Origin of the sequence: Nocardia elegans NBRC 108235, assembly GCF_001612845.1 — a bacterium.
Lineage (GTDB): Bacteria > Actinomycetota > Actinomycetes > Mycobacteriales > Mycobacteriaceae > Nocardia > Nocardia nova.
The window spans coordinates 18,357-43,787 of record NZ_BDBF01000014.1 but is presented as its reverse complement, the minus strand read 5'-3'; the positions used below and the strand labels follow the sequence as shown (position 1 = coordinate 43,787).

The 25,431-nt window shown below is 66.7% G+C and carries 20 protein-coding genes and 1 pseudogene; 12 read left to right on the top strand and 9 right to left on the bottom strand.

The window, feature by feature from the left end:
• Positions 1–582 precede the first annotated feature (582 nt).
• The 6 genes from murJ to NE2_RS11810 all read left to right on the top strand — a co-directional run bounded on the left by murJ (position 583) and on the right by NE2_RS11810 (position 9,302).
• Positions 583–4,509, top strand: coding sequence for a murein biosynthesis integral membrane protein MurJ (gene murJ / locus NE2_RS11835; RefSeq protein WP_063025980.1), 3,927 nt, complete (start codon positions 583–585; stop codon positions 4,507–4,509).
• Between the two features lie 271 nt (positions 4,510–4,780).
• Positions 4,781–5,344 (top strand): RNA polymerase sigma factor SigM, encoded by a 564-nt coding sequence (gene sigM, locus NE2_RS11830; protein WP_030514058.1) that lies wholly within the window; start codon positions 4,781–4,783, stop codon positions 5,342–5,344.
• Between the two features lie 181 nt (positions 5,345–5,525).
• Complete coding sequence (locus NE2_RS11825; protein WP_146165232.1) at positions 5,526–6,395, top strand: RsmA family anti-sigma factor; 870 nt, start codon at positions 5,526–5,528, stop codon at positions 6,393–6,395.
• A 99-nt stretch (positions 6,396–6,494) separates the two neighbouring features.
• A complete protein-coding gene (gene trxB, locus NE2_RS11820) occupies positions 6,495–7,481 on the top strand; it encodes a thioredoxin-disulfide reductase (RefSeq protein WP_063025978.1) in 987 nt (328 codons plus the stop codon).
• Between the two features lie 55 nt (positions 7,482–7,536).
• Complete coding sequence (gene trxA, locus NE2_RS11815; RefSeq protein WP_030514055.1) at positions 7,537–7,866, top strand: thioredoxin; 330 nt, start codon at positions 7,537–7,539, stop codon at positions 7,864–7,866.
• 239 nt (positions 7,867–8,105) lie between these two features.
• Positions 8,106–9,302, top strand: a complete 1,197-nt coding sequence (locus NE2_RS11810; RefSeq protein WP_030514054.1) for an N-acetylmuramoyl-L-alanine amidase — start codon at positions 8,106–8,108, stop codon at positions 9,300–9,302.
• 61 nt (positions 9,303–9,363) lie between these two features.
• Here NE2_RS11810 and NE2_RS11805 read toward each other — a convergent pair whose 3' ends face one another.
• From NE2_RS11805 to rpmH, 9 genes are all read right to left on the bottom strand, one after another.
• A complete protein-coding gene (locus NE2_RS11805) occupies positions 9,364–10,104 on the bottom strand; it encodes a hypothetical protein (RefSeq protein WP_030514053.1) in 741 nt (246 codons plus the stop codon).
• 192 nt (positions 10,105–10,296) lie between these two features.
• Positions 10,297–11,298: a ParB/RepB/Spo0J family partition protein gene (locus tag NE2_RS11800; protein WP_063025977.1), complete on the bottom strand. Its 1,002-nt coding sequence runs from the start codon at positions 11,296–11,298 to the stop codon at positions 10,297–10,299.
• 4 nt (positions 11,299–11,302) lie between these two features.
• Positions 11,303–12,304, bottom strand: coding sequence for a ParA family protein (locus NE2_RS11795; protein ID WP_063025976.1), 1,002 nt, complete (start codon positions 12,302–12,304; stop codon positions 11,303–11,305).
• Between the two features lie 307 nt (positions 12,305–12,611).
• Positions 12,612–13,358, bottom strand: a complete 747-nt coding sequence (gene rsmG / locus NE2_RS11790; RefSeq protein WP_063025975.1) for a 16S rRNA (guanine(527)-N(7))-methyltransferase RsmG — start codon at positions 13,356–13,358, stop codon at positions 12,612–12,614.
• Positions 13,359–13,456: 98 nt separating this feature from the next.
• Positions 13,457–14,032, bottom strand: coding sequence for a Jag family protein (locus NE2_RS11785; RefSeq protein ID WP_030514049.1), 576 nt, complete (start codon positions 14,030–14,032; stop codon positions 13,457–13,459).
• Positions 14,033–14,076: 44 nt separating this feature from the next.
• Positions 14,077–15,231, bottom strand: a complete 1,155-nt coding sequence (yidC, locus tag NE2_RS11780; RefSeq protein ID WP_063025974.1) for a membrane protein insertase YidC — start codon at positions 15,229–15,231, stop codon at positions 14,077–14,079.
• 4 nt (positions 15,232–15,235) lie between these two features.
• The gene (gene yidD / locus NE2_RS34925) at positions 15,236–15,601 is read right to left on the bottom strand and encodes a membrane protein insertion efficiency factor YidD (RefSeq protein WP_081879322.1); all 366 of its coding nucleotides are present in this window, start codon (positions 15,599–15,601) and stop codon (positions 15,236–15,238) included.
• Complete coding sequence (gene rnpA, locus NE2_RS11775; protein WP_082940710.1) at positions 15,598–16,038, bottom strand: ribonuclease P protein component; 441 nt, start codon at positions 16,036–16,038, stop codon at positions 15,598–15,600. Before rnpA ends, yidD begins: the two co-directional genes overlap by 4 nt.
• An 85-nt stretch (positions 16,039–16,123) precedes the next feature.
• Positions 16,124–16,267: a 50S ribosomal protein L34 gene (gene rpmH, locus NE2_RS34920; RefSeq protein ID WP_006550910.1), complete on the bottom strand. Its 144-nt coding sequence runs from the start codon at positions 16,265–16,267 to the stop codon at positions 16,124–16,126.
• Positions 16,268–16,839: 572 nt separating this feature from the next.
• Here rpmH and NE2_RS37795 point away from each other — a divergent pair.
• The 6 genes and pseudogenes from NE2_RS37795 to gyrB form a co-directional block, all read left to right on the top strand.
• Positions 16,840–17,131, top strand: a pseudogene (locus NE2_RS37795) (chromosomal replication initiator protein DnaA); the annotation flags it as partial.
• 62 nt (positions 17,132–17,193) lie between these two features.
• The gene (dnaA, locus tag NE2_RS11770; RefSeq protein WP_507755541.1) at positions 17,194–18,906 is read left to right on the top strand and encodes a chromosomal replication initiator protein DnaA; all 1,713 of its coding nucleotides are present in this window, start codon (positions 17,194–17,196) and stop codon (positions 18,904–18,906) included.
• Between the two features lie 834 nt (positions 18,907–19,740).
• Entirely contained in the window at positions 19,741–20,910 is a 1,170-nt protein-coding gene (gene dnaN, locus NE2_RS11765) for a DNA polymerase III subunit beta (RefSeq protein WP_063026048.1), read from the top strand.
• 166 nt (positions 20,911–21,076) lie between these two features.
• Entirely contained in the window at positions 21,077–22,312 is a 1,236-nt protein-coding gene (gene recF, locus NE2_RS11760; RefSeq protein WP_063026047.1) for a DNA replication/repair protein RecF, read from the top strand.
• 62 nt (positions 22,313–22,374) lie between these two features.
• Positions 22,375–22,947: a DUF721 family protein gene (locus tag NE2_RS11755; RefSeq protein ID WP_063025972.1), complete on the top strand. Its 573-nt coding sequence runs from the start codon at positions 22,375–22,377 to the stop codon at positions 22,945–22,947.
• Positions 22,948–23,338: 391 nt separating this feature from the next.
• The gene (gene gyrB, locus NE2_RS11750) at positions 23,339–25,384 is read left to right on the top strand and encodes a DNA topoisomerase (ATP-hydrolyzing) subunit B (RefSeq protein WP_063025971.1); all 2,046 of its coding nucleotides are present in this window, start codon (positions 23,339–23,341) and stop codon (positions 25,382–25,384) included.
• Positions 25,385–25,431: the final 47 nt, after the last annotated feature.

Sequence of the window (25,431 nt, the reverse complement as noted above, 5' to 3'; positions counted from 1 at the left end):
GTACCCCCGGCCGGCCGGATGCCCGGCCCGAACGGGGCCCGGCCGACACCGCCGCCGCGTCGGCAAACGCCGCCCAGCGCACCCATGCGCCCGATACCGGGTGCCGTCCCGCGCCAGGTTCCGCCGGGAGCATCGCCTCGTCCGGGACCGCCGAACCCGCCCGACGGGTCCCGGTATCCGGGCCCGCAGAATCCGCCGCGCCGGCAGAGCCCGCCGAGCGCGCCCATCCGCCAGACGCCGCCGAATGCGCCGCGCCCGCCGCTACCCCCGAACGCCCCGCCGAGCGAGCCGTTCCGTCAAGTGCCCCCGACGGATCCTCGCGGTGCTCGCCCGCAGCAGGACACCCCGCCGCCGGGACGTCCCCGTCCACCGCAGCGCGGCCCGCGCCCGCCGGTCGAGCCGTCCGACCAGGAATCCCGGTACCGGGCCCCTGAGTACCGCGACCCTCAGTATCGCGAGTCTCAGAATCGGGAGACCCAGCGCCGGGATGTGCCCCGTGCGGATCCCCGGCGGTCCTATCCGCCGGGCCCGCCGAGCGGTCCGGTCGACCGAGTCCCTCGCCCGCCCCGCGCGGAGCGGGCGATGCCGCGCCAGATCCCGCCCTCCGAGGCGGCCGAGCCGCGTCGCCGGTCGGCAGCGGAGCGTCCAGCTGCGGCGCGCCCCGACACGCCACGGCCGACACGCGCGCGCGGTGATTCGGCAGGTCCTCGTACCGCCCAGCAGGCCGTGATCGAGCAGGAACCGGAAGAGTCGTCGACTTCGCGATTGGTCCGCGATTCCGGGTCCATCGCAGTCGCCACGTTGGTCAGCCGTATCACCGGCTTCGTCAAGCAGCTGTTGCTCGTCACCGTGCTCGGCCCGGCCATCGCCAGTGCGTTCACGGTCTCCAGCACGATCCCGACCATGATCTCCGAGCTGCTGCTCGGCGCGGTGCTCACCGCCATCGTGGTGCCGACCCTGGTCCGTGCGGAGAAGGAGGACGCCGACCGCGGCGCCGCCTTCGTCCGCCGCTTGGTCACCGCGGCATTCACGGTGCTGGCCATCGGAACCGTCCTCGCCGTCGCCGCGGCGCCGGTGATGACCACCCACATCTTCCTGTCCCACGACGGCAAGGTGAATACCGCGCTGACCACGGCGCTCGCCTTTCTGCTGCTGCCGGCCATCCTCTTCTACGGGATGTCGGGCCTGCTCATGGCGATCCTGAACACACATCAGGTGTTCAAACCGGGTGCCTGGGCGCCGGTGCTGAACAACGTGGTCGTGCTGGCGATTCTGACCCTGTACGCGGTCACGCCGGGTGAGATCAGCCTCGATCCGGTCCGGATGAGCGATCCGAAGCTGCTGGTCCTCGGCGTCGGTGTGACCGTCGGTGTCATCGTTCAGATGGTTAGCCTGCTGCCGGCCATCCGGCGGCTGGGAATCGATCTGCGCCCGCTGTGGGGGGTGGACGCCCGGCTCAAGCAGTTCGCCGGAATGGGCGCGGCCATCATCCTGTACGTGTTCATCAGCCAGATCGGCTGGACCATCGCCACCCGGGTCTCCTCGCACGCCGATGTCGCGGGCCCGACCATCTATCAGAACGCCTGGCTGCTGCTTCAGCTGCCGTACGGCGTGCTCGGCGTGACCCTGCTGACCGCGATCATGCCGCGGCTGAGCCGCAATGCCGCCGCCGACGACAATCCGGCGGTCGTCGACGACCTCGGCGTCGCCACCCGTCTGACCATGATTTCGCTGGTCCCGGTGGTCACCTTCCTCACCATCGCGGGTCCGCAGATCGGCCAGGCGCTGTACGGATACGGCCATTTCGGTAGTTCGGATGCGGGCCGTCTGGGCGAGGCGGTCTCCTGGTCGGCGTTCACGCTGATTCCGTACGCGCTGGTGCTGATTCACCTGCGGGTGTTCTACGCGCGGGAACAGGCCTGGACGCCGACCTGGATCATCCTCGGCATCACCGGCGTCAAGATCGTGTTGTCGCTGCTCACGCCGGTGTTCTTCAGTGACGATCACGTGGTCATCGCCCTGGGCGTGGCCAACGGCCTGGGCTTCGTGACCGGCGCGGTGATCGGCGGCTGGCTGTTGCACCGCAGTCTCGGCGACCTGCGCATGGCCAACGTCGGCCGCACCGTCACCCGTGTCGTGCTGGCGTCGGTGGCCGGCGCGGCGGTGACGCTGATCATGGATCAGGTGCTGGGCCTGTCGCGGCTCGACGGCGGCCTCGCCTCGGTCCTGCGGGTCGGCCTGGACGCGATCGTCATGTTCGGCGTCGCATTCGGCCTGATGCGCCTCGCCGGAGTGCCGGAGATCGTCGCGCTCACGGTCGCGGTGTCGCGCCGCCTCGGTTTCACGCCGCCGGCGCCCGACCTCGGCTTGGACGACACCGCGGCCGATATGCACGACACGATGGTGCTGCCGCGCCCGGATCTCGCAGCTCCGTACTACTACCGCTACGACCCGTATACCGACGCCCAGACCATGGTGTTGCCGGTAATCCGTCCTGGTGCGGTTGACCGCACCGGTCAGGGCGAGTTCCCGTACCCTGTTCGGCAGAGAAACGCAAATGCCGGTGCTGCACCGGCGCAACAAACTTCGACATATCAGGGCGAAGGAGGAGCGAGGGTGAGCGACGACGCGGCGGAGGGTCAACCTTCCGCCGAGGCTGCCGACGCGGCAGGCGCAGTGCGCACCGACGACGTCCCACCCGGGAGTGTTCCGCCGGCCGACCGCACTCGGGACTCCGCATCCGACCATACGGAAGCGTCGAACGCCGCTGCGGCGCCCGACGCCGAGGCCGGTGTGCACGGGGATGCCCCCGACGCGCCGAACGCCGTGGACGCGGTGGGCGGCAACGGCGCGGAAGCAGTGCCGCCCGGAGCGGTGCCGCCGCGGGATCCGGCCTACGACACCGGCATGCTGCCGGTCGGTTCGCCGGAGATGCCCCCGATGCGGGTGGAACCACCGGCCCGGCGGGTGCCGCGCGGTCCCAAACTGATTCCGGGCGCCTCCGTGGCGGGTGGCCGCTATCGGCTGCTCGCCGACCACGGCGGCGCGCGCGGACTGCGGTTCTGGCAGGCCTTGGATGTGAAACTGGACCGCGAGGTCGCGCTCACCTTCGTCGACGCCGATCAGAAGGCCGCCGACAATCCCGGCCACGACGGCCCGCAGGCCATCCTCTCGCGCACGCTGCGCCTGGGCCGGATCAACTCGTCCGGCCTGGCCCGCGTGCTCGATGTGGTGCGCGGCAGTTCCGGCGGCATCGTGGTCGCGGAGTGGACTCCCGGCCGTTCGCTGCGGGAGATGGCCGAGACCCAGCCCTCGCCGATCGGCGCGGCGCGGGCCATCCGCGCCCTGGCCGCGGCGGCCGAACTGGCCCATCGCGGCGGCGGATCGCTCTCGATCGACCATCCGGACCGGGTACGCATCAGCGCGTCCGGCGATGCGGTGCTGGCGTTCCCGGGCACCTTGGCCGATTCCGACGCCCAATCGGATGTGCGCGGCCTCGGCGCGATGCTCTACGCGTTGATCACCGCCCGCTGGCCGATCCGCACCGGCGGTGTCACCGGTTCGGCGGCGACCGTCGGCGGGCTGAAGCTGGCCGATTTCGGAAGCGACGGCTCTCCGGTGGAACCGCGCCAGATTCGCCCCGAAGTGCCGTTCGAGATCTCCGCGGTGGCAGTCCGCTCGCTCGAGGCCGACAAGGGCGTGCGTACGGCGGCGACGGTGCAACACGTGCTCGAGCAGGCCTCGGTCGTGGACCAGAAGACCGACTTCATCCCGGTCCTGCGTCTGGGCCAGCGCGCGGTCGCGAATCCGGACGAAAGCCTCGCCGATCCGGAACTGCTCGCCGCCGAGCGCGAGCGGTCGCAGCGCATGCTGTGGATCCTGGTCGCTTTGGGTGTGCTCGCGGCGCTGGTCGTCGGCGTGATCATCTGGTGGCTGCTGAGTATCTTCGCGCCGGGTTCGGCCGACGAACCGCTCAACGAACAGCGCAAACTGGGCCTGACCACGGCCAGCGTCGCACCGACGACGCCGGCCGCGCAGTCGGCGGGACCCGCGCCGACCACGGCCGCCGGACTTCCGCTGCAGGCGACGGGCGTATCGGTGTACTCACCGGAAGGGACCCCGGACAGTCCCGGCAACGTGTCGGCCCTGCTGGACGGCAATCCGACCACCACCTGGCACACCGATCAGTACTTCCAGCAGTTCCCGGCCTTGAAGAAGGGGATCGGGGTGCTCGCGACGCTGCCCGGGCCCAGCAAGGTGAGCAAGGTCGTCATCGATTCCGCGTCGCCGGGCACGGTGGTCGAGGTGCGTACCTCGCCCACCGCGGTTCCCACCCTGGATCAGACCCAGCTCGTCGGCCAGGCCACCCTGGCCGACGGCACCACCACGATCCCGGTGCAGTCCGACCAGCCGGCCCGCTACATCCTGATCTGGATCACCCAGCTGGCCAACAACGGCGGCCAGTTCCAGTCGTCGATCGGCGACATTCACTTCGAGGCAGCTTCCTGATTCGTGCCGTCGCGGCCGGCGATTGTTCCGGCCCGTGATATCGCCTCGCTCTGGTTGCTACCGATTCGTAATAAACGTTATGATTCACAGCGCGCTCTCAGCAGGGGAGCTTCCTGGGATCTGGTGTCTCGGTCCTGGATGATGCGGAATTTGCGGCCGGTCCGGTGTAGGACTTCGTGCCGCCGTGAGCGCTGTCCAAGGGGTTTGTGTGTCGTTCGAAGCGATCGCCAGTGGGGGGACACCGGAGTCGTCTGCTGTTCGTCGTCGCTCGATCGATCCGGACGAAACCACCGATTTCGAATTGCTTTCCGCCCATGTCGCCGGAGACCGCGACGCTTTCGGCATTCTGTTCCGCCGCCATTACAGCCGGCTCTGGCAATTGGCGCTGCGCACCTGCCGAACTCCGGAGGATGCCGCCGATTCGCTGCAGGACGCGCTGCTATCCGCGCATCGCAATGCCGCCACCTTCCGCGGGGATGCGGAGGTACGCAGCTGGCTGCATCGCATCGTGGTCAACGCATGCCTGGATCGCATGCGGCGCAACAAATCCCGTCCCGCGACGTCACTGTCGGACGAATCGGTGGCCGAACCCGCAATGGAACGCGACGACATCGCGCAGCGCGAGGTGAAAATGGTCGTCGCCGCGGCCCTGTTCACGCTGCCGCCCGATCAGCGAGCAGCGCTGGTTGCGATCGACATGGAAGGGTATACCGTAGCGGAAGCGGCGCAGTTGCTGGGCGTCGCCGAGGGGACGATCAAAAGTCGCTGCGCCCGTGGCCGAAAACGGCTGGAACAGGAATTGGAATTCCTGCGAAATCCGGGGAACCGGACGTAGCCGAGAAGCGTCTTTACTAGCAGACGGACAAATATTCGTTGTGCCTGCCTCCGCATCGCTGCGATGACAGGCGCTACATCATGAGGCCGGACCCGGAGAGGCGATGGACGACAAGGGCGAATTCGCCGCGCGGCGACGCCGTTCCGGGGTGTGGGGCGACGAAGCGGACACAGGAGGTGTGATGGCAGCCCGTTCCGTGCCGCGCCCTCCGTTCTCCACCGATCTGCTGGCCGAGTTGCACGCCGACAACGTCCCTCCGGAGCAGGCCGAGCTGCTGTGGCCACAAGTTCGCCGGGACCCCGACGCCGTCCGTTTTCTGCACTCGCTCGACGGCGTGAGCGCCGAATTACGCGCGCTGAGCCTGGACGACCGCATCCTGCACCCGATACCGACCGAGGTCGCGGCTCGGCTGGACGCGCTGCTGGACGAGTTGTCCCGCGGCGAGCAGGCGCAACCGGTCGCCACCGTCCATCAGCTCCACCGTGACGGCTCGGACGGTGAGCCATCCTCGACCCGTCCGATGCCGGCTCTCGACGCGGTACCGCCGGAGCCGGTTCCCGAGGAGCCGCTGTCGCAGGACGCCGACGTCCTGGGCGCGGCGCCGCCGGACGAGCCGATGTCTCTGGACGGTCACCGCACGAAGCGATTGCGCTGGTTCACCGCGGCCGCGGCGGCGGTGGCCGTCATCGCCGGAACCCTGGTCGCCGTCGACGCGGCGACCGATCGCACGGTGAGGCCGAACGCACTGCCCGCCGAACACGGCACCAGCGTCGCCCTCGACGACGAGCTGTCCTCCGCGGCCGTACTCAGTGCCATGGGCCGCAACGACGTCACCGGCCCGCTGTCGGGCCCCGGCGCGATGGCCGGGTGTGTGAAGGCCGCGGTCCCGGACCGCACGGTGCTCGGCTCGACGAATGTCACGTATCGCGGCGAATCGGCCGTGTTGATTCTGCTCACCGGCCCGCGTCCGCCCAAGATCACCGCGCTGGTCGTGCGGACCGGTTGCAGCCCAGCGGATCCGCAGATCCTCGATATGCGTGATATCGGCTGACAGCGCGCGGCCTCGGCCACAGCCGGTCGGCGACGGGAACATCTACGTTTACCCTGTTGTTGACCGACACGCCTGTTGAACACACTTCGGAAGGGCATCATGAGCACGCCTGTACGCGATCTGATCATTGTCGGCTCCGGCCCCGCCGGCTACACCGCCGCGGTCTACGCTGCCCGGGCCGAGCTCGAACCTTTGGTGTTCGAGGGCACCCAGTTCGGTGGTGCGCTGATGACGACGACCGAGGTGGAGAACTTCCCCGGCTTCCGGGACGGCATCATGGGCCCCGACCTCATGGAAGAGATGCGTGAGCAGGCCAAGCGCTTCGGCGCGGATATCCGTACCGAGGATGTCGAGGCGATCGATCTCTCCGGCCCGATCAAGTCGGTCACGGTCGGCGGCGAGGTCTATCAGTCCTACGCGATCATCCTGGCCATGGGCTCGGCGGCCCGCTACCTCGGCGTGCCGGGGGAGCAGGAGCTGCTGGGCCGCGGGGTCAGCGCCTGCGCGACCTGTGACGGCTTCTTCTTCAAGGGCCAGGACATCGTCGTGGTCGGCGGTGGCGATTCCGCGATGGAGGAAGCGACCTTCCTCACCAAATTCGCCTCCAGCGTGACCATCGTGCATCGCCGCGAGGAATTCCGCGCCTCCCGCATCATGCTCGAGCGCGCGAAGGCGAACGAGAAGATCCGCTTCCGCCTGAACTCCGAGGTGGTCGAGGTGCACGGCGACACCGCCGTGACCAGTCTCACCCTGCGCGACACCAAGACCGGCGAAACCTCCGAGCTGGCGGCCACCGGCCTGTTCGTGGCGATCGGCCACGACCCGCGCAGCGAATTGGTCCGCGGCCAGGTCGATCTCGATGCCGAGGGCTACGTGAAGGTACGCGAGCCCGGCACCGCGACCTCGGTGGACGGCGTCTTCGCGGCCGGCGATCTGGTCGATCACACCTACCGCCAAGCCATTACGGCCGCCGGCACCGGCTGCCGTTCAGCGATCGACGCCGAGCGCTGGCTCGCCGAGAAGGGCGACATCACCAGCAACACGCTCGATCACGCCGGCAACCCGGTGGAAGTGACCGCCGGCTGATCCACCCCCGAAGCCTTTCGAATATCGCGTCATCGCACACCGCTAGGAGTTCCGCATGTCCGAAACAGCCACCAAGACCGTCACCGACGCCACCTTCGAACAGGATGTGCTCGGTAGCGACAAGCCGGTGCTCGTCGACTTCTGGGCCTCCTGGTGCGGTCCGTGCAAGATGGTCGCCCCCGTGCTGGAGGAGATCGCCGCGGCGCACGGTGACAAGCTGACCGTCGCGAAGGTCGATGCCGACGCCAACCCTACGAGCTCCCGTGACTACGGTGTGATGGCATTGCCGACGATGATCCTGTTCTCCGGTGGCAAGGAAGCCAAGCGCATCGTGGGTGCCAAGGGTAAGGCCGCCCTGCTGCGCGAACTCGAGGGCATCATCTGAGTCGTCCCATTCGAGGCCCCGGGTTACCGCACGTCGCGAGCGTGTCCGGCCCGGGGCCCCGATGCGGTTCGAACCAGGGGGGCACTCCGGGACCCGATGCTGTGTACTATTTCGGCACCCGGAGAATTGCCGAAATACGGCTCGGGTCTGAGACAATCGACCGACGCTCCGGTCGTGCGAGGGTGTGTGCCATCGCATAAGTGGGTACCCGGGTTGGCGGAAGGAAAGGGCTCTCACGCATGCACCGACTTCGTCACGGCGATACTGGTCCAGCCGTCGCTGAGGTCCGGAGCAACCTGGCAAGTCTCGGATTCCATCCACACCCGCACGGGACCGACCGGTCCGGTGGGCAGGGGGAGTACTGGAAGGATTCCGACGCCGTCTTCGATCGTGAACTCGATTCGGCCGTACGCGCTTTCCAGCAGCAGCGAGGCCTGTTGGTCGACGGCGTCGTCGGGCCCGCGACCTATCGCGCGCTGAAGGAGGCGTCCTACCGCCTCGGCGCCCGGACCCTGATCTATCAGCTCTCGGCGCCGCTGTACGGCGACGATGTCGCCACCCTGCAGCGGCGCCTGCAGGATCTGGGCTTCTACGTCCATCGCATCGACGGCTACTTCGGCCCGCATACCCACGATGCGCTCACGGCCTTCCAGCGCGAGATCGGCCTGTCCGCGGACGGCATCTGTGGTCCGGACACCCTGCGCTCGCTGGAACTGCTGGGAGCGCGGGTCACCGGCGGCAATCCGCATCGCATCGCCGAGGAAGAGGTCGTCCACCGGGCCGGCCCGCAGCTGACCGGAAAGCGCATCGTCATCGACCCCGGAATGGGCGGCGAGGACAAGGGTTTGGCCGTGCCGACGGAATTCGGCGACGTGTACGAGTCCGAGATCCTGTGGGATCTGGCGAGCCGCCTCGAGGGCCGGATGGCCGCCACCGGCATGGAGACGTTCCTGTCCCGCCCGTGGGGCGCCAACCCGACCGACGCCGAACGCGCCGAGACCTCCAACACCTTCGACGCGGATCTGATGATCTCGCTGCGCTGTGCGGCGAATCTCAGTTCGTCCGCGGGCGGCGTGGCCAGTTTCCACTTCGGGAATTCGCACGGTTCGGTATCGATGATCGGCCAGGTGCTGGCGGGATTCATCCAGCGCGAAATCGTGGCGCGAACCTCGTTGCAGGACTGCCGCACCCACGCCCGCACCTGGGACCTGCTGCGTCTGACGAAGATGCCGACCGTACAGGTCGATATCGGCTACCTGACAAATGAATACGACGCCTCGGTGCTGACCAATCCCCGGATGCGCGATGTGATCGCGGAAGCCATTCTGATCTCGGTCAAGCGGTTGTATCTGCTCGGCCAGGACGATCAGCCCACCGGCACTTACACCTTCGCCGAGCTGTTGGCGGAGGAATTGGCCGCGGCCGACCGGATGTAGTTCCCGTATACCGCGAGAAGGCGCCCCCGGAATCCGATTCCGGGGGCGCCTTCTTTTTCGTTCAGTGGCAGGGAACGCTTGGTTGGGCCTGCATGGCAGCGGCAGCCAGCAACTGGTCCAGGGCGCGCTCGACGTCTTCCTTCCACAGATGATCGCTGTCGAGTTCCAACCGCAGTCGCGGAAAACGATGGTGCTGCGCCACCACCGAGAATCCGACGTCCTCGAGGAAGTCCGCGTCGATCATGCAGCTCTCGGGAGAGCAGGCCCTGTTGGCCTTCGGCCGCGGGGCCGAGGCGATGCCGTGGCCCGGTGAGTCGATGCGCTCCATGAAGAACATGGATCGCACTCCGCGCGCCGGCAGCGCGGTCGCGGCCGGATCGGTGCGAATTCCGAAGGCCTCGATCGCTCGCACACCTCGGCGCATCAGATCGCCGACTACGGCCTGAATCAGCCGATGGGCAATGTCTCCATCGTTGTGCGGCGGTTCGGCCCGCAGCGTGGTCAGCAGGACCGCATCCGGGCTCACGGGGGAGGTGGGGAACAACGCCGCGCGCGGCACCACACTCGGCGGCGAATACAGCGCACATCCGGCCGGCTGGCCATCGACCAACGCGATCTGCCCACAGGACCCCCATTCGAGCATGACCGTCGACAACCACGCCTCTTTTTCGAAGACGGGATCGCTGAATTCACGAGAGTCTGCCGCCACGGCCGGGTCGATCTCCCAGAACACACATCGACGCGCATGTGCGGGAAGTTTGTCCAGTCCGCCGAGGGTTAGTGCGGTCACGCTGGTCGACACCGCTCTGCTCAGCCTCCAGCTTTCCGATTCATCTATGCTCACGCCGCATCAACATCTTCTCGCCAGCAAGAATATGCGATCAAAGCGAACGCCTCATTTCCCATCCCTTATCGATCGCGGCACATTCGGATCGGCGCGAAAAACAGCGGTGTCACAGTGACGTTTCTCGCCGAACCCCAGGGGTCTGTCTCGTCAGAGCTGTTGTTGCTCCATCAGCCCGACAATGCGCTCCAAATCGTCGACCGAACCGAACTCGACGACGATCTTGCCCTTCTTCTTGCCCATACTCACCGTGACCCTGGTGTCGAACGAGTTGGCCAATCGCTCGGCAACCTTGTCCAACCCCGGTGCGTAGATCTGCCGCCGCTTGGGGGTTGGCTTCACTTCTTCTTCGGGGTAGCGGTTCGCGAGAGTGACGGCCTCCTCGGTCGCACGAACCGACAACCCCTCGGCGACGATGCGTTCGGCCAACCGCTCCTGCGCCTCGGCGCCGGCTTCCAACCCGAGCAGCGCGCGAGCATGTCCGGCGGAGAGCACGCCGGCCGCGACTCGTCGCTGCACCGGAATCGGCAACTTCAACAGGCGAATCATATTCGTGACGACCGGTCGGGATCGGCCGATTCGGTTCGCCAGTTCTTCGTGGGTGACGCCGAATTCCTCCAGCAGCTGCTGATAGGCCGCCGCCTCTTCGAGCGGATTCAGCTGCACCCGGTGGATGTTCTCCAGCAGCGCATCGCGCAGCATGGCGTCGTCGGTGGTCTCCCGCACGATCGCCGGGATGGTCTCCAGGCCGGCTTCCTGGCAGGCTCGCCATCGCCGTTCACCCATCACCAGCTGATAGCGCGGAGCGGGGGAGGACTCCAGCACCCGCACCACGATCGGCTGCATCAGACCGAATTCCCGCACCGAATGGACGAGTTCGGCGAGCGCATCCTCTTCGAAGACCTGCCGCGGCTGCTTCGGATTGCGCTCGATCTGATCCGGCGGAATCTCCCGGTACACCGCACCGGCGCTCGACTCCTCGGCCGCATCGGGCACCCGATGCAGATAGGCCGACGCGGGATGCGGGCCGATCGGATCGAGTCCGATCACCGCATTGGCTGCCGCGCTTCCGAGCCCCTGCACATCGGCAGGACCGGTCGGAATCAACGCGGCTAGCCCGCGCCCCAAGCCACCCTTCTTCGCCTGACTCATCGGCCTACCGACCCCTTTCCTGTGCTGCACCAGCCGTACCGACCGACGCGCCTTCCTGGCCCGGCGACCCTGGGCTCTGGATGACGGCCGAGCGGGCCGCGATCTCCCGCCCCGCGTCGAGATAGCTCATCGCGCCGCGGGAACCAGGATCGTAATCGAGCACGGTCATGCCGTAGCCCGGCGCCTCGGAAACCTTGACGCTGCGCGGAATCACCGAGCGCAGCACCGCGTCACCGAAGTGGCCGCGGACCTCTTCGGCAACCTGGTCGGCGAGTTTGGTTCGGCCGTCGTACATGGTGAGGACGACGGTCGAGACGTGCAGCTCCGGATTCAGATGCGCCTGCACCAGACCGATATTGCGCAGCAGCTGGCCGACGCCCTCCAGCGCGTAGTACTCGCACTGGATCGGGATCATCACTTCCTTGGCCGCCACCATCGCGTTGACGGTCAGCAGGCCGAGAGAAGGCGGGCAGTCGATCATCACGTAGTCGATGTCGTAGCCCGCCAGGTTGGCCTCTTGAATGGCCGCTTTCAATCGGCCCTCACGGGCGACCATGGAGACCAATTCGATTTCGGCGCCAGCGAGGTCGATCGTCGCCGGAATGCACAGTAGGCGTTCGTTGTGCGGGCTTCGCTGGATCGCGTCCTGCACCGAGATCTCACCGATCAGCAGTTCATAGCTCGACGGCACGCCGGAGTGGTGCTCCACGCCGAGTGCGGTGCTGGCATTGCCCTGGGGATCGAGATCGATGACGAGCACCGTCATCCCCTGCAGTGCCAGCGCGGCAGCGAGATTCACGGCAGTCGTCGTCTTACCGACGCCGCCCTTCTGATTGGCGATGGTGATGATGCGTTGTTCGCGCGGCTTGGGGATGTTGAGTGAGCCGGGGTGCAGGACCTGGCTGGCGCGATGCGCTTCGGCCGCGATCGGAGTTTCCGCGGCGGAGATATTTCCGAATGCGGTCTTGGCGAATTCATCTCCCTCGAGGCCGCCGCTGTCCAGCATTCCGGGCACCCGGGATGTTGTTTCCCGTGAAACATTCGCCGGACGGTTCGACATACAGGCTCCTAACCCCGAGAACTTCAGACACGTGCCCAGGCAGCACCGGCGCCGCATGGCTCGAACAAGCAGAACGCGGAGCTGCCGGGAACCGCGAAACCGCGCGCTCACGCTCGACGACAACTAGCTTGCCAGCACCGGCCAGAATACGGAAGTTGAACCGCGGCAATCACTATCCGACACGCACGGAATGACTCGCTGCGGCCGTCTCGAGCGGCCTCGCGGGGCGTTGTTTCATGTGAAACAACGAAAGTTACTGTGCGCGCCGGGCGCGTCGACTCGCTTCCTTGTTCGCCCGCTTCTCCGCGCGGGGCACACGCTCGACACTGAGCACGACGGTCGGCGGCGACACGATGCCCACACCGCATTCGAGAATCTTCGCGTGGCCCGCACCCGCGCGCGCCAGTTCAACCTGATCCCGCTCGAGTTCCTCGGCGACGCTGGATCCCTTGAGCGCCAACATATGGCCGTGCTCGCGAACCAGCGGCAGGGACCACTTGGCCAATTTCCCGAGGGGAGCGACCGCACGGGAAGTAACGTAATCCGCACCGCCCGCTTCCTTCCGAACGTCCGGCTGTTCGGCGCGACCACGCACCACGGTGATCTCGAGCCCCGCCGATTCGACGAACTCCGCCAGGAACTTGGTGCGCCGCAGCAACGGCTCGACGAGTGTGATGCGCAGATCCGGACGCGCGATGGCGAGTGGAATTCCCGGAAGTCCGGCGCCACTGCCGATGTCGACGACGGAAGCTCCGAGAGGAATCAACTCGCCCAGCACCGCACAGTTGAGGATGTGGCGGTCCCAGAGCCGCGGCACCTCCCGCGGACCGATCAGACCGCGTTCGACGCCCGCGGTCGCCAGCGCGGCGCAGTACTGCTCGGCCAGCGAAAGACGATCGCCGAATACCTCGGCCGCCACCGCGGGCGGCGTCAGATCGACGGAGTCGCCGCCGGGGGAGTGCTGAGGAGTGGCACCCGCGCCTCGTTCCACGTGAAACATCCTTCCGGACCGTCGAAATCCATCACAACGCAACTCATCACACAGAGTAGGGCCCCCGGTTCGATGAACCGGGGGCCCTACCTTACCCATCGAATTTCTCAGGCCGGGATCACGACCACGTGCCGGTTGGGTTCGACACCTTCACTCTCACTGGCGGCACCGTCCACGGCCGCCACCGCATCGTGGACGATCTTGCGCTCGAACGGAGTCATCGGGGCCAGCGATTCGGGCTTGCCCGATTCCGCCACCCGCCGCGCCGCATCGGTTCCGAGCGCGCTGAGTTCCTCGCGACGCTTCGCCCGCCAGCCGGCCACATCGAGCATCAGGCGGCTGCGCACACCGGTCGCCTGTTGCACGGCCAGTCGGGTCAACTCCTGCAACGCGTCCAGAACCTCGCCGCGCCGACCGACGAGCTTCGACAGGTCCCGCCCGCCGTCGATGCTGACGACCGCCCGGTCGCCCTCGACATCCAGATCGATATCGCCGTCGAAGTCGAGAACGTCCAGCAGCTGCTCCAGATAGTCGCCCGCGATCTCACCCTCTTCGATCAACGCCTCTTCGGCATCGGTCGGATCCGGTTCGGTCGTCGCCTCATCGCGGTCGTCTACCGCTGACGCATCATCCTGCACACCGAGGGCCACAGTGGCGTCCCCTCCATCGGTCTCAACAGTCATATGTCGTTTCCTTCAATCTGAATCTTCCGTCGTATCCGGATCCGCTAGCGACGTCGCTTCTGATTCGCCCGACCTCTGTTGCCGGACCGCTTGCGATTACCCGGCCCGGGTGACTTACCGGACGAGCCCGACTTGCCGGAGGCCGAACCTGCCTTGGCCGAGGAAGTCGGAGTGGTGGACTCCGAAGTCGTGGAGGCGGAGGTGCCGTTTGTCGCGGCCGCGGGCTTGTCCCCGTCGGCGGCCGACGGCTCGGCGACGCCGGACTTCTTCTTGGCGGTCGGCTTGGCGCCGGGCTTCGGGGCGTTCTGCGCCTTCCGCTCGATCGCCTCTTCCTTCTTCTGCTGCTCTTCCTTGTCGATGCGCCCGAAGACCAGGTGCTGCTGCCCGTAGGTCCAGATGTTGTTGGCCACCCAGTAGAGCAGGATCGCGATGGGCAGGAAGGGGCCACCGACGACGACGCCGAGCGGGAACACCCACAGCGCCAGCTTGTTCATCAACGCGGCTTGGGGATTCGCCGCCGCCTCCGCACTCTGGCGTGCCACCGAGGCGCGAGCGTTGAAGTGGGTTGCGAGGCCGGCGATGATCATCAGCGGCACCGCGACGACGACCATATTCCACACGTGCGGAATGCCGCCGTAATCGGCGTACGCGTCCAGGGTCGCCTTGGGCGAGGTGATCGCGGCGGAGATCGGCGCACCGAAGATGCGGGCACTCAGGAACGACTGCACATCGTGCGCGCTGAACACGTAGTTCGGCGTCATCGCGTTCTGCTCGGGCGTCATGTGCAGCTGGCCGATACCACTACCGGTGCGGTTGAAGGACCGCAGCACGTGGTACAGACCGATGAACACCGGCACCTGAGCCAGCACCGGCAGACAGCCCATCAGCGGGTTGAAGCCGTGCTCCTTCTGCAGCTTCTGCATCTCGACGGCCATCTTCTGGCGGTCGTTCTTGTATTTGCGCTGCAGTTCCTTGATCTGCGGCTGCAGTTCCTGCATCTGCCGCGTGGTGCGCACCTGTTTGACGAAGGGCTTGTACAGCACCAGGCGCAGGGTAAACACCAGGAACACCACTGCCAGCGCCCAGGCGAACCCATTGCTGGCGCCCTTGTCGAAATCTCCGAGTCCGAAGACGAACCCGAAGATCCGGTGCCAGAACCAAAGGATCCAGGACACCGGGTAATAGATGAAGTCGAGCACGGCTCTATGTACTCCCGTCGGTCGTGTCGCCGGTCACCGCGCGCGGCGACCCTTTACAAGACTTGTGTTCGGCCGCCTCGTCGTGGGCCCGACTCGTCTCGTGAGCCGCTTCGGCAGCAGCCCGTTTCCGTTCCGGAACCGGGTCCCACCCACCAGGGTGCCAGGGCGCACATTTGGCCAGACGCACGGCCGTTAATCCGAGACCTACGAACAGCCCGCGAGTACGCAGAGCCGTCACCGCGTACTCGCTACAGGTCGGGGTGAATCGGCACACCGGCATGCGGGTGGGGGAGACGTACGTCCGGTACAACTCGATCAGAAAGATCAAGAGATTCGCCGGAAGCCGCGTCACTACGCGTAGGCGGTTCATGACGCATCACTCGAAGCCACCCGCGCGGCGGAGAGATCGAACGACATTTTCCGCAGCGCGGACCGCAACTGCTGATCCAGCTCCGCCGAGGTCGCCACCGCGGCACCCGGGAGGGCGCGGATCACGACATCGGCCTCCGCCGGTAGATCTGCGACGACCCCGGCGCAGATATGACGCAGGCGGCGGGCGACGCGGTGTCGAACCACCGCGGTGCCCACCGCCTTGCTGACGATCAATCCGAAACGAGGACCACCGAAGCGTGCGAGCGGCCTAGCCGCCGCATCGTCGGACCTCACGGCATCGTCGGATCTCGGCTCCTCCGACGCCGACGGCATCACCACATGCACGACGATGTCCCGTCTCCCGACTCGTCGGCCACGTCGCACCGTCCGGGAGAAGTCGGCACGATGATGCAGCCGGTACGGCTCAGGCAACACCCGAGTGTCCGACCACGTAACGGGTGAACGGAAGCAGCGAGACGATCGACGAGTCAGGCATGGCGGCGATGCCGATGCCGTGCGATCAGGCCGTCAGAGAGGCGCGGCCCTTGCGACGGCGCGCCGACACGATCGCGCGCCCGGCACGGGTGCGCATCCGGAGTCGGAAGCCGTGGACCCGCGCACGACGACGGTTGTTCGGCTGGAACGTCCGCTTGCCCTTGGCCACGGTCAACACTCCTCGAGTTGGTGGGCGCCAGGCGGCGCCCGAAGCTGTTCGGTGAAACGTATGTGGTCGCGATGAAAACTGGTCTTCATCGGCACAACGCCCATTGCGTGGTGGTCCCGCTGGATCGACGATTCGACCGGGCAGCGGGCAGCCAACACCACGTCAACGGGTGACTGTACGAGGGTACTGATCAGCCAGGAGAGGGTCAAACTCGGGGTCCCTCATGAGACGCCCGCCACTGCTTTCCGGGTCGACGATATTCGTTCGCTCCGCGCGACGCACCGAACGGCCGCGACGCGCCGTGCGGACGGCGCGGTCGTGAACCGCCCTTGTCACAGCCACCGCGGACGCACTACGATTCATAGCTAGAAGATAGCTGCAGAAGCGCAGGTCCAGGCGCTGAACCGGGGGGTTGTCGCAGCGAGCCACGTATCATCCGAGTTCTCCACATCTGTGGATAATTGTGTGGAAAGACCCCTGGAGTGGCATATTCGTATGGCTGACGGCCAGGCTTGTCAGTGGTCGCCGACCGTTGGAGCTCCTGTCGACTTGCTCCGGGGAGGAAATAATACGTGGACGACGAGCAGAACGTGTTGACCGCGGTCTGGCCCGAAGTGGTCGCCGAGCTCACCGCCGGCTCCACCGACGGAGCCATTCCGCCGGTGACCAACGCCCAGAAGGCGTGGCTCGGCCTGGTCAAGCCGCTGACGGTCGCACAAGGCTTTGCCCTGCTCTCGGTGCCTTCTTCCCTGGCCCAGGAGGCCATCGAACGCGATCTGCGCGAACCGATTCTGCGGTCGCTGGCCCGTCGGCTGGGCCCGCAGGTCGAGGGTCTGGGCGTCCGGATCGCCGCACCGGCCAATCCGCCGCCGGACCGTCCCGGCGCCGGCGCCCGCCATGCTCGCCTGACGTCGCGGCCGGAGCGGATGCGCGACAAGCCCCGTGAACCGGTGGGTTTCCCGGCGCCGCCGCAGTATCCCGACGCCGACGATTTCCCCACCCCACGCTATCTTTCCCCAGCCGACTACCAGGCCCGGACCGCCTATCCCCAGGGTGAATATCCGTCCGCGCCGATGGCCGGGGAATTGCCGGACAGCCTCGGACCGTCCTCCCCGCTGCGCCGGGACCCGGAAGCGCATCTGCACGACGAAGCGCTGGTCCGGCATCCGGAAAGTCTGCGTCGCGATCCCGACGATCTGCGCCGGGACGCCGAAGCCTTCCGCCACGACCCGGACGTACTCCGCCACGACCCGGACGTACTCCGCCGCGAAGCCGACGTCCTGCGGCGGGACCCGGACAGCCTGCCCGGCCGGGACGGCCTGCACGGTCCGGATTCGCTGCGGCGTGAGGCGGACGCCCTGCGCCGCGACCACGAACTGCATCCTCAGGAGGCGTTGCGCCGGGAGACCGAACCGTTGCGTCACGATCCGGAGCTGCCCCGGCCGGGCGGCCATCCCGGACAGGAGTCGCTGTTCGCGCCGGAGCCGGAGGTCGGTCAGCGGCCGGGCGCGGCCGAAGAGGCCGACGAACCGGTGGTGAGCGCGCGCAATTCCTGGCCGACGTATTTCACGAAGTCGCCGGAACCGCCGACGCCCGCCCCCGCGAACTCCTCGGCCAGCCTGAACGCCAAATACACCTTCGAGACCTTCGTCATCGGCGCCTCGAACCGATTCGCCCACGCGGCGGCGGTCGCGATCGCCGAGGCGCCGGCCCGTGCGTACAACCCGCTGTTCGTCTGGGGGGCTTCCGGTCTGGGAAAGACGCATCTGCTGCACGCGGCCGGGCATTATGCCCAGCGGCTTTTCCCCGGGATGCGCGTCAAGTACGTCTCGACCGAGGAATTCACCAACGACTTCATCAACAGTCTGCGCGACGACCGGAAGGTGGCGTTCAAGCGGCGCTACCGCGAGACCGACATCCTGCTGGTGGACGACATCCAGTTCATCGAGGGTAAGGAAGGTATCCAGGAGGAGTTCTTCCACACCTTCAACACCCTGCACAACGCGAACAAGCAGATCGTGGTGTCCTCCGACCGGCCACCGAAGCAACTGGCGACACTCGAGGAGCGACTGCGTACCCGGTTCGAATGGGGCCTGATCACCGACGTGCAGCCGCCGGAGTTGGAGACCCGAATCGCGATTCTGCGCAAGAAGGCGCGGATGGACCGCCTCGATGTGCCGCACGACGTGCTGGAATTGATCGCCAGCCGGGTCGAGCGCAATATCCGTGAACTCGAGGGCGCGTTGATCCGGGTAACGGCCTTCGCCTCCCTCAACGGGCAGCCGCTGGATCTGTCGCTGGCCGAGGTCGTCCTGCGCGATCTGATGCCGGACACCACCACGATCGAGATCACGGCGTCGACGATCATGGCCGTGACCGCGGAATACTTCAACACCACGCTGGAGGAGCTGACCGGTCCGGGTAAGGCCCGGCCGCTGGCCCAGGCTCGCCAGATCGCGATGTACCTGTGCCGGGAACTGACCGACCTGTCGCTACCGAAGATCGGCCAGGCCTTCGGTCGCGACCACACGACGGTCATGTACGCGGAGAAGAAAGTGCGCAAGGAGATGACCGAGCGCCGCCGGGTCTACGACCAGGTCCAAGAACTCACAGCCCGAATCAAACAGCGCTCGCGCTGAATCGCTACACAAGCCGATCCACCCGGTTGACCTGGGTGGATCGGCTTTTTCGTGTTGTGGATTCCTCGAGGAGTCCTTGTGGAGTCCTCGAGGAATCCCAGGTTTGTCCTCGAGGTTGCGCACAGTCGATGCGCGGGGCTGTGCACGCATTCGCTCACAGCCCTCGGTCCACAGTTCCCACAGCCGAATTCGTCCACGGGGTCCGAACTGCGAATACGGCCGAATCGGCATGTGGATTCCTCGAGGACTCCCTGTCAGGTCCTCGAGGAATCCCCCGGTAGTGCACCGATCGGCACACACGTGTGTACAACAGGTCTCGGGCCATGGAAGAACTCGAGGATGGCTCGAGGATGGAAGTTGAACAGTTTCGCGGCCTCCACAGCGGCCCACTGTTCATCCTCGAGTCACCCGCCGGACATCCCCACGCCGCCACGCCACCTGAGCTGGGCGGACGGGCCGCGTCCACAGAATCCACAGTGCCTACTACTACTTCAGTTCTTCTTCTTTAGATTTCTTCTTGAAAACAGGCTGTGTGGAAACTCGGCTCGGAGGCGGACGGATCGATTCGTGGCACTCCGCATCCGAACGAAGCAGGGAGCGGAACGGGTCCCGCCCATGCCGGCGGACGACGCACCGGGCGAGGGGGTGACGTAGTCATCGCCCGCATGCGCGGGTACGGTTTGATGTCGGTCGCCTGTGCCACACTGCGGTGCGTACGGGCGAGTCGTTTCGACCGCATTGCCGCGCGAACCACGCTGTTGTATGAACCACGCTGATCACCACGGCGTCGAACAGATCACGACCGATCGAGACTGGGAGAGGACATACCGAGCGATGGAGCTTGCAAGTATGAAGTTTCGGGTCGCTCGCGAGGATTTCGCGGAATCCGTCGCCTGGGTGGCCCGTAGCCTGCCGTCTCGCCCGCCCGTGCCCGTCCTGGGCGGTGTGCTGCTGGTGGCCGACGAGGACGGCCTCACGGTCTCCGGATTCGACTACGAGGTCTCCGCGCAGATGCGCGTCGCCGCCGAGGTGGCCGGCCCGGGACAGGTGCTGGTCTCCGGCCGCCTGCTGGCCGACATCACCAAGGCGCTGTCCAACAAGCCGGTCGACGTGTCGGTCGACGGCACACGGGTGCTGATCGCGTGTGGCAGCGCCAAGTTCTCGCTGCCGACCATGCCGGTCGAGGACTATCCCCAGTTGCCCGAACTGCCGCCGCAGACCGGCGAACTGGGTGTGGATCTGTTCTCCGAGGCCGTGGGCCAGGTGGCCGTCGCCGCCGGGCGCGACGACACGCTGCCGATGCTGACCGGCATCCGCGTCGAAATCGAGGGCTCCCAGGTGGTTCTGGCAGCCACCGACCGCTTCCGCCTGGCGGTGCGGCATCTGGAGTGGCAGCCCGGCCGCCCGGATGTGGAGACCGCGGTCCTGGTTCCGGCTCGCACGCTGTCGGAATCGGCGAAGACGCTCGGAGCCTCCGACGCGCCCGTCCAGCTGGCCTTCGGCACTGGAACCGACGGACTGCTGGGGATCGTCAACGGCGGCCGCCGGACCACCACGCGACTGCTCGACGCGGAATTCCCCAAGTTCCGCCAATTGCTCCCCAAGGAGCACACCTCGATCGCGACCCTGCAGGTGAGCGCACTGATCGAGGCCATCAAACGTGTGGCCCTGGTCGCCGAGCGCGGCGCCCAGGTGCGGCTCGAATTCTCCGACCAGGGCCTGCAGCTGTCCGCCGGAGGTGACGACGCCGGTCGCGCCGAGGAGTGGCTGGAGGCGGAGTTCCGCGGTGAGCCGCTGACCATCGCGTTCAACCCCAGTTACCTCAACGACGGCCTGTCGGCGCTGCATTCGGACCGGGTGACCTTCGGTTTCACCACACCCAGCCGCCCCGCGGTGATGTGCCCGACCACCGATGACGAGCCGGAGCCCTCGGAGTCCGGTGCGTTCGCGGCGCTGTCGAGCAACTACATCTACCTGCTGATGCCGGTTCGTTTGCCCGGCTGATCGATTCGGTTCCGATCCTCCCCGCCTCGCCGGCCACGATACGACCGGCGAGGCGGCACTCGTTCAACCCGACCTGTGGAGATGTTGATAAACCTGTGAAAAACCCCGGGCGCGTGTGCATTTCGACCCGTCCGTCACAAAGTGCCTGGTGACGGCGGGTTCATCCATGCACATTCGAACGCTCACGCTGCGCGATTTCCGCTCCTGGGAGCATGCGGACCTCGAATTACCCACAGGCAGAACCGTTTTCCTGGGTGCCAACGGCAACGGTAAGACCAACCTCGTCGAGGCCGTCGGTTATCTGTCCACACTCGGTTCCCACCGGGTTGCCGGCGATGCCCCGCTGATCAGGTTGGGGCAGCAGCGATCTCGGATCGGCGCCACCGTCGTCAACGGTGGCCGCGAACTGCGCATCGATGTGGAGTTGAATCAGGGCGCCGCCAATCGCGCTCAGATCAATCGGTCACCGGTCCGCCGCACGCGCGAGATCCTCGGGATCCTCCAGACCGTGCTGTTCGCGCCGGAGGATCTGGCGCTGGTCCGCGGCGACCCGTCCGAACGACGCCGTTTCCTGGACGAACTGGCCACTGCCCGGCTGCCGCGGCTGGCGGCGGTGCGCTCGGATTACGACCGTGTGCTGCGGCAGCGCTCCGCGCTGCTGAAAACAGCGGGGCGACAGGCGCGTTCGCGTTCGGGCGCGCCGGCCGAACTGAGCACCCTCGACGTCTGGGACGGGCATCTGGCCGCGCACGGCGCCGAACTGCTGGCGCAGCGGCTGCGGCTGGTGCACGAACTGCACCCCTATCTCGAGCAGGCCTACCGGTCCATCGCCCCGGAATCGCGGACCGCGGCCATCCGCTACCGCAGTTCCGCGCTGCCCGAGGAATTCCTCGATCCACAGCGTTCTCCACAGCCCGACGATGTCGAGGCGCTGGAGGCGAATATGTTGAGCGAGTTGGCATCCGCGCGCGGCAAGGAACTCGAGCGCGGGGTCTGCCTGGTCGGCCCGCATCGCGACGATCTGGATCTGATGCTCGGTTCGGCACCCGCGAAAGGCTTTGCCAGCCACGGGGAATCGTGGTCGTTCGCGTTGGCCCTCCGGCTGGGCGCCTTCGAACTGCTACGCAGCGCGGGTACCGATCCGGTCCTGCTGCTCGACGATGTCTTCGCGGAATTGGATCGGCGTCGTCGCACCGCATTGGCCGCGGTGGCCGCCGGGGCCGAGCAGGTGCTCATCACGGCCGCGGTGCCCGAGGACGTGCCGCCGGAACTCGAGGCGAATCCGGTCCGGGTCGAGACCGACGGCGTCGCGGACGGGCGGACCTCGCGCATCGTCGAGCCGCCGACTCTCGCGGACGAGACCCTCGCGGACGAGAGCGCCGAAGGCCGGCACATCGGCTGAAGCTGTCGGACCCAGCGGCTAGCCTTGCCGCAACGTAGTGACCGGAAGGGAAGGAGTCGAAGGTGGCCGCAGACCCCGGACGCGAAGACGGCTCCCCGCCGTCCACCGGCCCCGAACCGGAACTGCGTGGTGTGGACCTTGCTCGTCGTGCCCTGGAGGAGGCGCGCGCCGCGGCTCGTGCCAGCGGTAAGGCGGTCGGCCAGGGGCGCGCATCACCGCGTAAGGGCGGGGTACGAGCATTGCGTCGGCGTTCCGGCTGGTCCGGTGCGCGGCCCGACGACCGGGATCCGCAACTGCTGTCCGCAGTGGCCGGATCGCTCGCCAAGAGTCGCGGGTGGTCCGGAAAGGTCGCCGAGGGAATGGTTTTCGGCCGGTGGTCGGCCGTGGTCGGCGACGACATCGCGGCACACGCCGACCCGGTAACGCTCACCGACGGCGTGCTGAGTATCCAGGCCGAATCCACCGCCTGGGCCACTCAGTTGCGAATGCTGCAGTCGCAGTTACTGGCGAAGATCAATGCCGCGGTCGGTCAGGGCGTGGTCACCTCGCTGAAGATCAGCGGTCCCGCCGCGCCGAGTTGGCGCAAGGGTGAGCGTCATATCAAGGGGCGGGGTCCGCGCGACACCTACGGCTGATCCGCGGGCGCCGAGTTTCACGTGGAACCGGTGCGCAGTCCGGCGCCCGGGCGAACCACATCGGCGTAACTTCGCGCCGCGAGATCCGAGTGCCCGTCGCTTTCGCTGAGGCTCGCGGGAGCGGGTTCGCCCATAACCGGACCCGGCGGCGACCGATTTCACGCACTCACGACGCTCTCAGGGGTGTCATAGGTGCATCCTGTGCCGGGGGTACCAGTAGGATGGAAGAGTAACTAGCGGCGATACCTTCGGCGCGTTCCGTGCAGCACGCGCGAGGACCCGTAATTCTCGAGCAGTTCGAAATCTCGAGCAGAGGCCATACGGGGCTCGGGCTGTGTGTGTTGTCCGACGTCGCATCGAGGGATCAGCAAGTAAGGAGAGCTACCGAGCAGTGGCTGCCAACGACTCCAACGCAAGCGGCTCGTCCAAGGCGAAAGCGGGCAACAAGGACTACGGTGCCTCCAACATCACCGTTCTCGAGGGACTCGAGGCGGTCCGCAAACGCCCCGGTATGTACATCGGTTCCACCGGTGAGCGCGGTCTGCACCACCTGATCTGGGAGGTTGTGGACAACTCCGTCGACGAGGCGATGGCAGGCTACGCCAGCCGAGTCGACGTGACCCTGCTGGCCGACGGCGGTGTCGAGGTCGTCGACGACGGCCGCGGTATCCCGGTGGCGATGCACGCGACGGGCGTGCCCACCATCGAGGTCGTCATGACCCAGCTGCACGCCGGCGGCAAGTTCGACTCGGACGCCTACGCCGTATCCGGTGGTCTGCACGGTGTCGGTATCTCGGTGGTGAACGCGCTGTCCAGCCGGATGGTGACCGAGATCGACCGCGACGGCTTCCACTGGAGCCAGGAGTACAAGGACGCCAAGCCCGGCAAGCTGGTCAAGGGTGAGCCCACCGACCGGACCGGCACCACGCAGCGTTTCTGGGCGGATCCGGACGTCTTCGAGACCACGACCTACAACTTCGAGACGATCTCGCGCCGGCTGCAGGAGATGGCCTTCCTGAACAAGGGCCTGACCATCACCCTCACCGACGAGCGAGTGAGCGACGCCGAGGTCACCGACGAGGTGGTCAGTGAGACCGCCGAGGCGCCCAAGCACGACGAAGGCGCGGCCACGCCCGAGCACAAGGTCAAGACCCGGACCTATCACTACCCGGGCGGGCTCGAGGACTTCGTCAAGCACATCAACCGCACCAAGCAGCCGATTCACAACACGGTCGTCTCGTTCACCAGCAAGGGCACCGGCCACGAACTCGAGGTCGCGATGCAGTGGAATTCGGGTTACTCCGAATCCGTCCACACCTTCGCCAACACCATCAACACCCACGAGGGTGGTACGCACGAAGAGGGCTTCCGCGCGGCGCTGACCACCGTGGTCAACAAGTACGCCAAAGACAAGAAGCTGATCAAGGAGAAGGACGGCAACCTCACCGGCGACGACATCCGCGAAGGTCTGGCCGCCATCGTGAGCGTCAAGGTGAGCGAGCCGCAGTTCGAGGGACAGACCAAGACGAAGCTCGGCAACACCGAGGTGAAGTCGTTCGTCCAGCGCACCTGCAACGAACATCTGGCGCACTGGTTCGAGGCCAATCCGGCCGATGCCAAGACGATCGTGCAGAAGGCGGTGTCCTCGGCGCAGGCCCGCGTCGCCGCACGCAAGGCTCGTGAGCTGGTGCGGCGCAAGAGCGCGACAGATCTGGGCGGATTGCCGGGCAAGCTGGCCGACTGCCGGTCCAAGGATCCGAGCAAGTCCGAGATCTACATCGTCGAGGGTGACTCCGCCGGTGGCTCGGCAAAATCCGGCCGGGACTCGATGTACCAGGCGATCCTGCCGCTGCGCGGAAAGATCATCAACGTCGAGAAGGCGCGCATCGACAAGGTCCTCAAGAACAACGAGGTCCAGTCGATCATCACCGCCTTCGGCACCGGTATCCACGACGAGTTCGACATCTCGAAGCTGCGGTATCACAAGATCGTGCTGATGGCCGACGCCGACGTCGACGGCCAGCACATCTCGACGCTGCTGCTCACCCTGCTGTTCCGCTTCATGCGCCCGCTGGTCGAGCACGGTCACGTGTACCTCGCCCAGCCGCCGCTGTACAAGCTGAAGTGGCAGCGCTCCGAGCCGGAATTCGCCTACTCGGACCGCGAGCGCGACGGTCTGCTGGAGGCCGGTCTGGCCGCCGGCAAGAAGATCAACAAGGACGACGGTGTCCAGCGCTACAAGGGTCTCGGCGAGATGAACGCCAAGGAACTGTGGGAGACCACCATGGATCCGTCGGTGCGGGTGCTTCGTCAGGTGACGTTGGACGACGCGGCCGCGGCCGACGAATTGTTCTCCGTGCTGATGGGTGAGGACGTCGAGGCGCGTCGCAGCTTCATCACCCGCAATGCCAAGGACGTTCGCTTCCTCGACGTGTAGCCGGCGCTGCGCAGCACACTGCGCGCCCGTCCACATGCCGAGCCCTA

Bases quoted from the DNA above. Each gene is read 5' to 3' on its own strand.
- NE2_RS11825 (WP_146165232.1), top strand. From the start codon at position 5,526: ATGGCAGCCCGTTCCGTGCCGCGCCCTCCGTTCTCCACCGATCTGCTG.
- yidD (WP_081879322.1), bottom strand. From the start codon at position 15,601: ATGAACCGCCTACGCGTAGTGACGCGGCTTCCGGCGAATCTCTTGATC.
- NE2_RS11810 (WP_030514054.1), top strand. From the start codon at position 8,106: ATGCACCGACTTCGTCACGGCGATACTGGTCCAGCCGTCGCTGAGGTC.
- murJ (WP_063025980.1), top strand. From the start codon at position 583: ATGCCGCGCCAGATCCCGCCCTCCGAGGCGGCCGAGCCGCGTCGCCGG.
- dnaA (WP_507755541.1), top strand. From the start codon at position 17,194: ATGCGCGACAAGCCCCGTGAACCGGTGGGTTTCCCGGCGCCGCCGCAG.
- NE2_RS11800 (WP_063025977.1), bottom strand. From the start codon at position 11,298: ATGAGTCAGGCGAAGAAGGGTGGCTTGGGGCGCGGGCTAGCCGCGTTG.
- NE2_RS11795 (WP_063025976.1), bottom strand. From the start codon at position 12,304: ATGCTGGACAGCGGCGGCCTCGAGGGAGATGAATTCGCCAAGACCGCA.
- trxB (WP_063025978.1), top strand. From the start codon at position 6,495: ATGAGCACGCCTGTACGCGATCTGATCATTGTCGGCTCCGGCCCCGCC.
- trxA (WP_030514055.1), top strand. From the start codon at position 7,537: ATGTCCGAAACAGCCACCAAGACCGTCACCGACGCCACCTTCGAACAG.
- rsmG (WP_063025975.1), bottom strand. From the start codon at position 13,358: ATGTTTCACGTGGAACGAGGCGCGGGTGCCACTCCTCAGCACTCCCCC.
- dnaN (WP_063026048.1), top strand. From the start codon at position 19,741: ATGGAGCTTGCAAGTATGAAGTTTCGGGTCGCTCGCGAGGATTTCGCG.
- recF (WP_063026047.1), top strand. From the start codon at position 21,077: ATGCACATTCGAACGCTCACGCTGCGCGATTTCCGCTCCTGGGAGCAT.
- NE2_RS11785 (WP_030514049.1), bottom strand. From the start codon at position 14,032: ATGACTGTTGAGACCGATGGAGGGGACGCCACTGTGGCCCTCGGTGTG.